Source organism: Burkholderia reimsis (assembly GCF_003294055.1).
Taxonomy (GTDB): Bacteria; Pseudomonadota; Gammaproteobacteria; order Burkholderiales; family Burkholderiaceae; genus Burkholderia; species Burkholderia cepacia.
The window spans coordinates 56,327-69,125 of record NZ_QMFZ01000024.1 but is presented as its reverse complement, the minus strand read 5'-3'; the positions used below and the strand labels follow the sequence as shown (position 1 = coordinate 69,125).

The 12,799-nt window shown below is 65.6% G+C and carries 12 protein-coding genes; 2 read left to right on the top strand and 10 right to left on the bottom strand.

Features of this window, described 5'->3' with window-relative positions; all coding sequences use genetic code 11:
* Positions 1–2 precede the first annotated feature (2 nt).
* The 4 genes from DPV79_RS25435 to DPV79_RS25420 form a co-directional block, all read right to left on the bottom strand.
* Entirely contained in the window at positions 3–2,351 is a 2,349-nt protein-coding gene (locus DPV79_RS25435) for a DUF3141 domain-containing protein (RefSeq protein WP_113046752.1), read from the bottom strand.
* A 61-nt stretch (positions 2,352–2,412) separates the two neighbouring features.
* A complete protein-coding gene (gene fabI, locus DPV79_RS25430) occupies positions 2,413–3,222 on the bottom strand; it encodes an enoyl-ACP reductase FabI (RefSeq protein WP_404842542.1) in 810 nt (269 codons plus the stop codon).
* 411 nt (positions 3,223–3,633) lie between these two features.
* Positions 3,634–4,911 carry an epoxide hydrolase family protein gene (locus tag DPV79_RS25425; protein ID WP_113046751.1) on the bottom strand — a complete coding sequence of 426 codons (1,278 nt, stop codon included), beginning with the start codon at positions 4,909–4,911 and terminating at the stop codon, positions 3,634–3,636.
* A gap of 203 nt (positions 4,912–5,114) precedes the next feature.
* A complete protein-coding gene (locus tag DPV79_RS25420; protein WP_059624244.1) occupies positions 5,115–5,819 on the bottom strand; it encodes an SDR family oxidoreductase in 705 nt (234 codons plus the stop codon).
* A gap of 134 nt (positions 5,820–5,953) precedes the next feature.
* Here DPV79_RS25420 and gcvA point away from each other — a divergent pair, with 134 nt between their 5' ends.
* Positions 5,954–6,895 (top strand): transcriptional regulator GcvA, encoded by a 942-nt coding sequence (gcvA, locus tag DPV79_RS25415; protein ID WP_113046750.1) that lies wholly within the window; start codon positions 5,954–5,956, stop codon positions 6,893–6,895.
* Between the two features lie 71 nt (positions 6,896–6,966).
* On the top strand, positions 6,967–7,248 hold the full coding sequence (locus DPV79_RS25410) for a hypothetical protein (protein ID WP_113046749.1): 282 nt from the start codon (positions 6,967–6,969) through the stop codon (positions 7,246–7,248).
* A gap of 10 nt (positions 7,249–7,258) precedes the next feature.
* Here the strand turns inward: DPV79_RS25410 and DPV79_RS25405 are convergent, their stop codons facing one another.
* From DPV79_RS25405 to DPV79_RS25380, 6 genes are all read right to left on the bottom strand, one after another.
* Entirely contained in the window at positions 7,259–7,855 is a 597-nt protein-coding gene (locus tag DPV79_RS25405) for a pyridoxamine 5'-phosphate oxidase family protein (RefSeq protein WP_113046785.1), read from the bottom strand.
* Positions 7,856–7,950: 95 nt separating this feature from the next.
* Positions 7,951–8,142, bottom strand: coding sequence for a hypothetical protein (locus DPV79_RS25400; protein WP_060085652.1), 192 nt, complete (start codon positions 8,140–8,142; stop codon positions 7,951–7,953).
* Between the two features lie 12 nt (positions 8,143–8,154).
* The gene (locus DPV79_RS25395; protein WP_113046748.1) at positions 8,155–9,354 is read right to left on the bottom strand and encodes an aminotransferase-like domain-containing protein; all 1,200 of its coding nucleotides are present in this window, start codon (positions 9,352–9,354) and stop codon (positions 8,155–8,157) included.
* 317 nt (positions 9,355–9,671) lie between these two features.
* Complete coding sequence (locus DPV79_RS25390; protein WP_113046747.1) at positions 9,672–10,640, bottom strand: alpha-amylase family protein; 969 nt, start codon at positions 10,638–10,640, stop codon at positions 9,672–9,674.
* A 106-nt stretch (positions 10,641–10,746) separates the two neighbouring features.
* Positions 10,747–12,390, bottom strand: a complete 1,644-nt coding sequence (locus DPV79_RS25385) for a DUF2334 domain-containing protein (RefSeq protein WP_113046746.1) — start codon at positions 12,388–12,390, stop codon at positions 10,747–10,749.
* Between the two features lie 12 nt (positions 12,391–12,402).
* Complete coding sequence (locus DPV79_RS25380) at positions 12,403–12,699, bottom strand: hypothetical protein (RefSeq protein ID WP_165843563.1); 297 nt, start codon at positions 12,697–12,699, stop codon at positions 12,403–12,405.
* Positions 12,700–12,799 lie beyond the last annotated feature (100 nt).

The window sequence follows — 12,799 nt, the reverse complement described above, 5'->3', positions numbered from 1 at the left end:
CGTCACTGCACGCGTTCGAGTGTCGCCAGCGGCCCCCTGGCCGGCAGCGTGGCAGGCGGCGCGCCCAGTACCGCGCGAATGCGTTGCAGCGCCGCCCACTGTTGCTCGCTCACCGACGCGCTTTGCACGCGCGCATCGCCCAGCAGCTTGTCCAGCAGCGTCAGCAGCCGCTGGCGGTCCTCCGGCCGGGCAAGCAGCACCGGCAGCGTGGCGACGGCCTGTTGGGGCGCGTAAGTCGCGACGATCTCCTGCTCGCCATAGATGCGCCGCCACTGGTCGGGCGGCAGGTTCGGCAGGTATTCGGCGTAGGTTTCGGCAAGCTCGCGCTCGGCCGCAAGCTGCGCCAGCGGAAACGGTTCGCCGTTGCGCTCGAGCAGGAACGCCGCCCGCGCAACCGCTTCGGTGTAGCCGCCACGGTCGATCGACGCGAGCGCCGCCTTCACGAACGGCAGGTCGCGGGGGTCCGCCGCCGCCGGCGCAGCCGCGTGACGGTCGCGATACTGCTCCCCGAAATGAAGCAAGGCCGGCTGGGTGTACAGCGTGAAGAACAGCGACTCGATGCTTGCATCGCGCATCGCGCGGAAACAATCGAGCGACGCGCTGACGATATCCGAGCCACGCCGTTCGAGCTTGCGCCATGGCTCGATGTCGTCGGCCGGCTGGCGGTGGGCCCTGACCGTGTCGGCGGCGGGCTTCAGCCAGCGAAGCCAGGGATTCAGGTCCGAAAACGCCCAGCGCTGGAAGCGCAGCGGATGAAAGTCGCGCAACAGGTGCGCGGTGGTCTCGTTCGATGCCTGCTGCACGTATGGCTGCATGAACAGTTCATACGCGCGCTGCGTGAATTCGGACAGCGCGGCGACGGCCTCGAACGCTTGTTCGTCCTTGCGCCCGAAGCGGTTGAAGTATTGCGCGATCTCTTCCAGACGGTGCTCGGCGAAGGTGACGTCGTACGTGACCTTCCCGTCGGCGCCCTTCACTTCCTCGATCGACATCGCATAAAGGCCGGGCGGCAGCGTTTCGACGGCATCCAGCACGCTGACGATCTGCGCGTGCTCCTTCTTCGCGACCTTGCCGGACACGAAGATGCCGAGATGCCCCACGTCCTCTTCCACCAACCCGATGATGACCTGCCCGCGCGCCTTGATCTCCTCCGTGCTGCCGTAGATGTCCGCGACCCAGTTGAACGCCTGCTGCGGCGGCGTGATGTTGTCGCCCATCGACGCGAACAGGATGATCGGCGAGCGGATCTCGCGCAGGTCGAACGCCTTGCCCGATCCGTCTTTCACTTCGCCGGACCAGAGCTTGTTGCCGATGAACAGGTTGCGCGTGATCCATTCGATCTCGTCGCGGTTCATCAGGTAGTAGCCGCCCCACCAGCGCTCGAACTCGAGGAAGCGCGGCGGCTCGGTGTCGATGTGGTCGTACACGTGGTAATACTTGTCCCACAACGTGTTCGCCGGGTTCAGGTTCTCGAAGTTCTGCACGAGATAGGCGCCGTCGAACTTGCCGTTGCCCAGGTCCGACGCAAACGACGCGAGCCACGTGCCGCCGAGTATGCCGCCGGCATAGCGCATCGGATTGTCGCCGGGCCCCTCGCTCCATGCGCCGCTCCAGTACGACATCGGGGCGCCGTTGATGACGATCGGGCCCGTATCGTCCGCCGACGAACTCGCGAGCATCATCGCAGCCCAGCCGCCCTGGCAATTGCCGACGATGGCCGGCTTGAGGCTGTCCGGATGCAGTTCCCGCACTTTCCGCACGAACGCCTGTTCCGCGGCACACACGTCGAGCAACGTCTGGCCGGGCTCGGGCTCCTGGAAGAACACGACGAAATACACGGGATGCCCCGCGCGCAACGCCACGCCGACTTGCGAATCGTCCTTGAAGCCGCCGATACCGGGGCCATGCCCCGCGCGCGGATCGATGATCAGGTAGGGCCGCTTGCCGGCGTCGACGATCACGCCATCCGGCGGCTGGATGTGAACGAGCGCGTAATTGACGGGCCGCGCGAACTGCCGGCCGTCGAGCACGACGTCGTAGTCGAAATGCAGCACCGGCTTGAGACCCTCGGCCATGCGCTCGACATATTGCGTGCCGCGCTCGCGCAGCGTGTCCCAGAACAGCAGCGCGCGCTGTGCGGCGTCGACCGCGTAATGCCACGCGCCCAGCGGCGAGAATGGCATGGCAAACGGGTCGGCGCCCGGCGCCCGGCCGGGGCCGTCGCTGCCGTCGAGCGCTTCGCCCAACCGTTTCCCGTACTGTTCCAGCGCGTGCTGCGTGCGTTTTTGCAGGACGTGGACAATCTCCGTGGCGATCTCATGACTGCGCGCCAGTTGCGTGGCAGCATCCATAACACTGTTCTCCAGAGGGGCAAGGTGAATCTCGACGCATTCCGGGAGCGGCTGCCTCGCGTCAGCCGAGCACGTGCATCCCCGCGTCGATGTAGTGAATACCGCCGGTCATCGCGCGTGCGGCATCGCTGGCGAGAAAGGTGCACAGCGCACCGACGTCGTCGATGTCGAACGGACGGCGCAATGGCGCACGCCGGGCGGTGTCGTCAAGCAGGTGATCGAAGTTCGGCAACCCGGATGCCGCCCGCGTGGCCAGTGCGCCGGGCGACACCGCATGCACGCGAATGCCGGCCGGCCCCAGCTCGACAGCGAGGTATCGGACGGTGGCCTCCAGCGCCGCCTTGACCGGGCCCATCACGCCGTACTCCGCGATGACCTGGTCGGCACCGATATAGGTCATCGCCATCAGGCTTCCACCGGATGTCATCAACGGCTCGGCCAGTTTCGCCATCCTGATGAACGAGTGGCAGGAGGTATCCATCGCGAGTGCGAACCCTTCCGGCGAACTGTCGACGACGCGCCCGTGCAGATCGGCCCTGGGTGCATAGGCAACGGCATGCAACAGAAAATCGAGGCCGCCCCACTGTTCGCCGATCGTGTCGAACACCTCGCGCATCTGGTCGGCCCGGCTCACGTCGAGCGGCATCGCAATCGCCGGCTTCAGCTGGTCCAGCAGCGGCTCGATGTACGGCAACGCCCGGTCGGATTGCCAGGTCACCGCCAGCTCGGCACCCGCTGCATGAAATGCGCGCGCACATCCCCACGCGATGCTCTGTTCGTTCGCCAGGCCGACGACGATGCCTCTTCGACCTTCAAGCGGGCGCATGCCATCGCAAGCCATGCGTGACTCGCGCACGTCGTTATTCGTCATCGCGAAACCTCGGGTCGTATTTTTTCACCGGGTGAAACCGTGAAAAAGCCGATTCGGCTTTTTGCCGCGTGCCAATAAACAGAATGATTTGTCCGCACTCAGGTGCAGTCGCGGATCATTGTATTGAGGGTTTCAATACATCAGTCAATTCACGCGACATATTTTGATTTTTATCAAAATCGCTTTTTAATCAAATAATTACGATGGAATGTTTCTTCCAGAACGGGTTTTGTTCATCGATATGTCATTCAATCGTGAACGGAAGCGCCGTGCTGTTTCTGCCGTAAAACGGCCGCTTAAGCAGGTGACGCCGGCAGCAATAACGACGCTACGGTGAATTCGGGAACGTGCACGACGGAAGCAAACGCCGGCCGCATCCGCGCCGGCCCGCGTTCGCCCGCCCTCCCTCGCTTACACGCGCCGCAACGGCCGGAACCCGGCACGCACTTCACGCGCGAACAACTCCGGCTCCTCCCATGCCGCGAAATGCCCGCCCTTGTCGACTTCGTTGAAGTAGATCAGGTTGTGATAGCTGCGCTCGGCCCAGCTGCGCGGCGCCTGGTAGATCTCGCCCGGAAACACCGTGATCGCGGCCGGCAACGCGATATCCACTGCGTTGAAGTTGTTCGAGTGATCCTCCCAGTAGATCTGCGCGGCGGACGTCGCGGTGTTCGTCAGCCAGTACAGCGAGATGTCGTCGAGAATCTCGTCGCGCGGAATCGAACGCTCGGGCACGCCGCCGCTATAAGTCCACTGCGAAATCTTGTCGACCATCCACGCTGCCTGCCCGGACGGCGAATCGGCGAGTGCATAGCCGACCGTCTGCGGGCGCGTGACCATCATCGCCGAGTACCCGCAGTTGTCGCGATAGAACGTCGCGAGCTTCTCGTACGCGGCCTTCTCCTTCGGCGACAGCGATGCCGGCGCGGGTGCATCGGTCGCGAGCAGCGTCGCGATATCCGGCGGCACCGTCGCCGGCATGTTCACGTGAATCCCGGCCAGGCCCTGCACGCGCTGCATCGCCATCCGGTGCGAGATCACCGAGCCGCAGTCGCCGCCCTGCGACACGAAGCGCGTATAACCGAGCCGCGCCATCAGCTCGCCCCACGCGCGCGCGATGTGGTCGGAACCCCAGCCGGTCTGCGTCGGCCGGCCCGAGAAGCCGAAACCCGGCAACGACGGCACGACGACATGGAACGCATCGTCGGCGCTCGCGCCGTGCGCGGTCGGGTCGGTCAGCGGGCCGATCGCCTTCAGCAGCTCGAAGATCGAACCCGGCCAGCCGTGCGTCATGATCATCGGCATCGCGTGCTCGTGCCGCGAGCGCACGTGGATGAAATGAATGTCGAGCCCGTCGATTTCCGTGATGAACATCGGGAATCCGTTCAGGCGCGCCTCGCCCTTGCGCCAGTCGTAATCGGTGCCCCAGTAGCGCAGCAGCGCCTGCATGCGCGCCAGCCGCACACCCTGCGATTCGTCGGCGACGGTCTCGCGGCCCGGCCAGCGTGTTGCCGCGATGCGGCGGCGCAGGTCGGCGACGGCGTCGTCGGGAATGTGCGCGGTGAACGGGCGTATGCCGCTCGCGCCGGTCGCGGCATGCAGCGCCGTGGGCAGCATCGCCGAGACCCCTGCGGCCACGGACGTGGCAAGCAGGTGGCGACGCATCGGGGAAAACGGTGTGGAAGACATCGTTCGGCATCTCCTTTCGTGAAGTGGAAAGTGAACATGCCGCGCGCGGGGCCGCGCCTTCGCTTTCAATCCGGCGCGCCCGGCTCACGCGGCGTCGCCCATTTGAAAGGTCTGATGTATCCCGGATTTGTCTGGTTTGTACGCGTTTGTAGCGACTGCACGGCGAGCGGCCCGGCCGCTGCGGCCGCTCGCTCGCGCGACGTTCACAGCGCCTTGACGATCGCGCCGTCGACGCGAATGTTCTGCCCGGTGATGTAACCCGCGCCGTCGGACAGCAGGAACGCGACCGTCTTCGCGATCTCGCCGGTCTTGCCGAAGCGGCCGGCCGGGATGCGTGCGACGATCTCCGGCGTTTCCGGCCAGCTGTCGATGAAGCCCGGCAGCACCGCGTTCATCCGGATGTGCTCGGCCGCGTAACGTTCCGCGTAAAGACGCGTCCATGCGCTCAGCGCCGCGCGCAGTGCCGACGAAACGGGCATCGGCTGCTCGGGCGCGTCCGCCGCGAAGCTCGAGATGTTCACCACCGCGCCGCCGCCCTGCTTCTGGAAGACCGGCGTCACACGGCGCATCACGCGCACCACGTTCAGCAGGATCAGGTCGAGCCCGGCATGCCAGTTGTCGTCGGTGATCGCCAGCAGCTCGCCCTTCGGCGGATGGCCGGTGTTGTTCACGACCGCATCGATGCGGCCGTAGCGCGTGAGCGTTTCCTGCACGAGCCGGTCGATGTCGGCTTCTTCCGTCACCGAGCCCTGGATGCCGAACCCGCCCAGTTCCTCGCCGAGCGCCACCGCGCTGCCCGACGGCGACATCAGCGCAACGCGATAGCCCGTCGCCGCCAGTTCGCGCGCGATCGCTGCGCCCATGCCCTTGCCCGCCGCGGTGATCAACGCCACTTTTTCTACAGTCACGATCTGCTCCTCATTCGAATCCTGCCGCCGCGCAACCGCCTTTCGGTGCGCCATGGTGGTAATGTAGGCGCATCGATACCGACTGTCGAACCAGTATTTCTGCCTCCAGCCGATAGTTTTTCTACAGCCTGACGATGCCGCCTCGCCCCTCCCGCCTGCCGCCGCTGAATGCGCTCCGCGCGTTCGAAGTGTCCGCGCGACACCTCAATTTCCGCGCCGCCGCCGACGAGATCGGCGTCACGCAGGGCGCCGTCGCGCAGCAGGTGCGCCACCTCGAGGACGTGCTCGGCCTGAAGCTGTTCGAACGCCTGCCGCGCGGCCTCGCGCTGACGCACGACGGCGCCGCGTATTTCTCCGACGTGCAGCGCGCGCTGCACGCGATCGCCGACGCGACCGACAAGCTCGTGAAGCGGCGCGCCGCGCTGACCATCAGCACGACGCCGTCGTTCGCGTCGAAGTGGCTGATCCCGCGGCTCGCGCACTTCACCGACGCGCATCCCGACTACGACGTGCGCGTGATCGCCGACCCGCAGATCGCGACGTTCCGCCATGACGGCGTCGATCTCGCGATCCGTTACGGCAAGCCGCCGTTCGGCAAGCATCTCGCCACGCATGCGCTGTTCCCGCTCGACGTGTGTGCCGTGTGCAGCCCCGCGCTGCTGGCCGCGCCAGCGTCGCCGCGCGCGCTTGCAAGCCACGTGCTGCTGCACGACGCGCACGACCTGTGGCCCGAGTTCCTCGCCGCGATGCCGGAGCCCGTCGACCTCGATCCGCACAAGGGGCTGCGCTTCAACCAGACGTCGCTCGCGATCGATGCGGCCGTCGCCGGCCAGGGCATCGCGCTCGCCACCGATCCGCTCGTGGAGCGCGACATCGCCGCCGGCCGGCTGTGCAAGCCGTTCGATTTCGCGTTTCCGCTGTCGATGGGGTTCTATCTCGTGTATCCGGCCGAGCGGCGCGATGACGACGCCATCGTCGTGATGCGCGAGTGGATGACCACGCAGGCGGCATCGGACGGGCGGCCGCCCGATTCACCCGACTCGGCGGGCAGCCGCGGCGCGGGAAGCAATGCTTAGGCGCCGTGTGCGATCCCGGAAAGCCGGCGGCGAACCCCGCAACGGGCGATATGCGGCGAGGAGATGATCCGATGGGATGGGAAGAAAAATACGGCGGCATCTGGACGGGCGTGCTGATGCCCGGCGAGCACCCCGTTGCCGAAACGCACCTCGCCGATCGGCATCTGGTCACGCTGATTGCGCAACGGCCCGATGGCCTGTATCGGGCCGTCGTCCTGGGGCATCATCCCGATCCGCAGTGGCGTCTGCCGTTCTGGGGAGAAGTCAGCGCGCCCGCGATCGTCGGGTCGATCGACGACGGGGAGCAGTACCTCGCCGCGGCATTGGCCCGTAACGTCGAAAGCGGCGCGTGAGCAGTCCGGCTCAGGGCGCGATCCACCGGCCTTCGTAGCCGCCTTCGAGCAGGTCGAACACCGCGCGGCGATGGCCGGCGCGTGCGAGTTCGAGCCAGTCGATGCGCGTCACGCTCACGTGAAGCAGGCAGAAGTTCTCGTAACCGTCGTCGTCGGGATTGGCGCGCGGGCTCGCCGACACATGCGCGGCTTCAGGCGACTCGACCGGCGTACCCGGCGGCAACGGTGCGCGATACAGCAGCAGCGTATGCGGGCGGCTCGATTGCCAGATCGCGCGGCGTTGCGCTTCGTCGTCGCAGATCGATACAACGCCCTCCACGCGAATCTGCACGAGCGCATCGAGATCGCTGGCGACGAGCGCGATGCGCGGATCGCGGCGCAGCTCCGCGACCTTCTCCGAACGCGCATCGGTATGGAACGACAGCACACGATCGGCACGGCTCGCCTGACGCAACACGATCGTGCGTACCTTCGGCGCGCCGTCGATACCGAGCGTCGCGGCCTGCAGCATCGTGAACGGCGAACGCTGCGCGCTCACGCCGGATTCGAGGCAGGACCAGAGGCGCTCGTATGTTTGCGCGAGCGATTCGGAAGTTGAGTCGGACATGGCGAAGCGGCGATCGTGCGTGTTGCGATCGCGCAAGCTTAACCGCTTGCGGCGGCGCCGGCACGCGTGCAGCGCGCCGGCCGCCGCCGTGCGGTTCAGTTGTAGCCGAGCACGACCGGCGCCGCGTCGCCGATGTCGTCCGCCGGCTGTGCGCCGAAGCGGCCGAGCACGTCGGCCACATACTGCGGCCCTGCGCTGATCTGCGACGAGCGGTGCGCCACGGGCCGGTTATCGCCCGCGCCCGGTGCTGCGCCCATCGATACGGTGTCGTTGACGGTGATGTTCACGTTGCTGTCTCCTCACGCGGCGAGCGCCGCTCCATACGCGCGCACGAGGCGCGCGACGCCTTCCCGGATCGCATCCACGTCCGGCGCGGCGAACGACAGGCGCAGCGATGCCGCGTCGACGTTGTCCGCGAAGAATGCCTTGCCCGGCACGAACACGACCTTGTTCGCGATCGCCTGTTGCAGCAGCACGTCCGACGACACCGCGCCGATCCGCGCCCACACGAACATCCCGCCTTCGGGACGATGAAATTCGATCGCATCGCCGAGGCCGTCGCGCAATGCGTCGCACATCGCATCGCATTTGCGCTGGTAAGCGGCCGTGATGCGCGGCAGATGGCGTTCGAGCGCGCCGTCGGCCAGATATTCGGCGGCGGTCGCCTGCGTCCACGGCGTGCTGCACAGGTCGACCGTCTGCTTCGCGATCACGCAGCGGCGCGCGATCTCGGCCGGCGCGATCGTCCAGCCCACGCGCAGCCCCGGCGCGACGATCTTCGACAGGCTCGCGAAATGCACGATCCAGTCGCGTGCGCCGTCCACTTCGTCGGCCAGCGCAAGCATCGACGGCACGGCTTCGCCCGCGAAACGCAGGTCGCCGTACGGATCGTCCTCGACGATCAGGAAGCGGTATTGCACCGCGAGACGCAGCAGCTTCAGCCGTCGTTCGCGCGTGAGCGTCGCGCCGGTCGGGTTCGCGAAGGTCGGGACCGTGTAGAGCAGCTTCGGCTGCGCGATCGCGCCGGAGGAAAGCTGTTCGCCGAGACGATCGACGTCGAGCCCCGCGCCGTCGACCGGAATCGTCACGATGCGCGCCTGCTGCAGACGCATCGCCTGCAGCGTCGCCGGATAGGCCGGCTGCTCGGTCAGCACGACGTCGCCGGGCGACACCATCACGCGCAGCAACAGGTCGAGCCCCTGCTGCGAACCGGTCGTGACGAGCAGCTCTGCCGCCGTGCACGCCACACCGCGACGCGCCATCAACGCGATCAGCTGTTGCTTCAGTTCGGCGAGGCCATCGGTCGGGCCGTATTGCAGACAGCGCACCGGCTGCGCATACGCGCGCCCGGCGGCCGCGTTCAGGCCGTCGACGTCGAACAGGTCGCTGGCCGGATAGCCGCCCGCGAAGGAAATCATGCCCGGTTCGGACAGGTACTTGAACAGTTCGCGGATCGGCGAGCCGGCGGGATTCTGGAATGAGGGAGTGAACGCGTACATGTCGTCGTGAGCTGGATGGCGCGGACGGCCGGGATAGCCGCCAGGTACCGGCCACCGCGGCGCTTCTGGCGCCACGGCGGCGAAATCGAGCCACGATTGTCGATAGTCATTAAGGCCGCGGCAAACGATATCTATGCACTAGGTCTTGCGGTTTGGTCATCAAATGGGGCGTGGGGCGGGAGCAGCAAATTGACGGTCGGCCGCGGACGCCGGCGTGCCGGCGCCGGGTGCCGGGCACGCGTTGCCGCCGGAAAGCCGATCCGCCCGATTGTTTCGCCGCACGCTCCCTTGCCCCCGCTCGCCGGAACCGGGCCGAATCAGTGCGCCGTGCCCACCGGCACGGCCGGCGGTGGCTTCGGCTTCCACGTCGAGAGCGTGCGCGTGAGGTCGTCCGACACATAGTGCGGACCATCGAACAGGTAGACGGGATAACCGCGATACGCCAGCAGTTGCTTGCCCAGCTCGTCGGCGCTGGCTGAACGGAATCCGCCCCGCTCGGCAGGCCTGAACGCCTCGGCGATGACCCGCACGCGCCGTTTGCCCAACTTTGCAACCAGTTCGTCGAGGTAGGCGCGCGCGACATACGGCTCGCGGGCATAGACACCGCAGCCGTCCTGGAAGAACACGCCGACGTCCGCGGGCAGCCACGCCGCGAGCCAGTCCGCGAGCGCCTTTCCGCCGATGTTGGTCTGGTCGTACACGCTCACCCAGAGCGGCCGCGGCAGCCGTTGCAGGACGGCGGCGAGCTTTGGCGCGTCCTGCCAGGTCGGATCGATCTCGACCGGAAAGTAGTAGCCGGTGACATGCAGCGGAACCGGTGCGCGCGCCACTTCCAGCGACTGGTCGGCGAGCGTCGACAGATGGGTGCGCGCCCGTTTTTCGTCCTGGTAGCCGGCCAGCCCCAGGATGACGTTCCTGGCCCACGGCTCACGACCGATGCGCTCCCAGTCGGGAAGGTGCGCGGCAGGCTGGATCGAGGTGCTGGCGATGAACGCGGTGTCGTCGACGACGGTCCATTGAATCAGCAGATCGTGAATGCCGAGCATCTGCCAGTTGCCGACCGGATTCGTCGTCGAGTTGTCCACCTGCCAGACGATGCCGTCCGCGTGCACGTCGTGCGCGGTCCAGCTGCAGGCGGCCACGACGAGCGATGCGCCGATCGCCGCGAGCGTCGCCGCCCGGGGCGAACGCGGCGCGACAGGGTGCGGGCCCGGTCGCACTGCGAGCCTAAGCCGGCCCATACGCCGTTGAATCCTGCGCCAGGCCGGCAGCGCGTAGGTGGTCATCGCTGGCTCTCCGGAAGCATGCCTGCGCGTCATCGTAGCCGATCGAACGCAAACGTGCGACCCGCCTTGCCAGGGCGGGTCGCACCGGGCTGTCGCTACGCCTGCGTCACTTGGCCGTCGTGCCGTCCACCCACTTGTAGCCGAGATTCGTAATGCCGGTAATCATGCTCTGGAAGTCCTTGAACGCCGGCAATCCGAGATCCGGTTCAAGCCAGTACGGATGGAAGAAGAACGACGCGAAGCCGTCCCGCACCGCCAGGCCGTACTGGGCATTGGTCACGATTTGCTGCCACGTGTACGTGATGCACGAGAACGGGTCGATATTGCAGATGTTGTACTGCACGCTGCCCAGGTTCTCCGGAACGATCCGCTGCCCGTAGTAATCGGAGTTGATGATGTACGGGAAAAACTGCCCGGCCGAAAAGTCCTGGTTGGCGGCACCCGTTCCGAGTTGCGGCTTGGTCGACGTGTAGTACACGGCCCGCTGGAACGTGGTCGGGAACGTGAGGGCTGTTGCCGACGACGCGGCCGGCGACATCTGGTACTGCGGCGCGGCCCAGCCGACGATCTTGTAGCCGTTGAGCGTAAACTCGAGCAGGCCGTCGGCCATTCTGCCTTCCGCCCACGGGATGGAGTCCTCATCAACCGGCCGGTTCTGCACCGCGTACCAGAACTCGTAGTCGCTGCCGCTGACTGCATTCAACAGGTTCGGCGTCGAATCGTACTGGTGCGTATACCCGTGCATCACGATCGAGCCGCCGCGCGCGAGCGCGTAGTTCAGCGCACTCTTGAGGCCCGTTGCCTGCGCCAGATGGATCGTCTCCGGCACGCCGCCGTTGTAATAGCCGTTCGGGTCCGTATACAACGGGATGGTTGCCATCGTGAACGGAATCCGCTTCGAGTACATGTAATTCGTCAGCTGCTGCATCGAACTCGTCGTCGTATACGCGTCGAGGTCTTCCAGACGGACGAGCGCACGGTGATTCACCGGTGCATTGGTCTGCAGGATGTCGTGCAGGATGTCGCAGATCACCAGGTAGCGATCCGTCGGGCCGATGTAGGAAAACGGCATGTCCGCGAAGTACCAGAAGTTGCCCGAGCGCATGATGTACGGCGCGGTTGCTCCGCTCTGGCTGTTCTTGATGGTGACGAGCGCCTGCGCCTTGGTGGAATCGACAACCTGGGTCAATCCGATGTCCGGATCCGCGCTGATGACGCCCGTCGACGCGTTATAGGCGTAGTACTTGACCATCGACAGGTTCTTGTACGTGACCGTATCGTAGAAGCCCGGATTCGGATTGCTCGCCGACGGCGTCGCGTTCATCCCCGCGAGGCCCACGAAGCTGAACCCGAAGGTCTGATTGAACGTGAAGGCCGTGTTCCAGGCCAGTTGCCACAAGTTGTACTTGAACCAGACCACCGTCTTCTTGGTGGTCATCACGTCGCTCATGAACGCCGTCGGAATCGGGTTGTTGTAGTAGTCGCCGATATAGAACGTGACGTCGTGGCTCCCGACCATGCCGGACGTGTAGTTCTGGATCGGAACCAGATCGATCGTCGCATTGAAATGGCCAAGCAGGTTCCTCAGCATGATGCTGTACATCAGGCCGAGCTTCGAATATGGGTCGTTGGCCGGGTTGTCGTACAGCACGAGCGTATGGGCAGTGGTGGCCTGCGCGTGCGCGGTGCCCGGCAATGTCATTTGCGCGAGCCCCGCTAGCAGGGCGATGACGAGCAAGATCTTTTTCATGGCCGTTTCTCCCTAGTCACGTTGCACATTGCCGTTGAGTTTCTTGACGGAATTCTTGCTGAACTTCGGGCGCCCCGTTTCCTTGTATGCCTTCTCCCAATCCTCGTCGGCCATCCCTGCTTTCACGTTGACCTGGGCCGAGCCGTTCGGCAGCGGAGGCGGCTTGATGTTCATGACGGAAGCGTTGCCTGTCGCCTGCGCATTCGCATCCTGAACGCCGACGGCGATGGCGAACGTGGTGATCAATGCGACGAGTGATCCGGCGATGCTCAACCCGTTTCGAAAAGATTCATTGCGATGCGAAGGCATGATTTTCATCCTTTGATATGCAAAATAAGTTCATCTCGCTCGCGAGACGAGCATGGAGAATCACCCTCCGGAATCGGGGCGCCATGTCGTTGATTTTTGC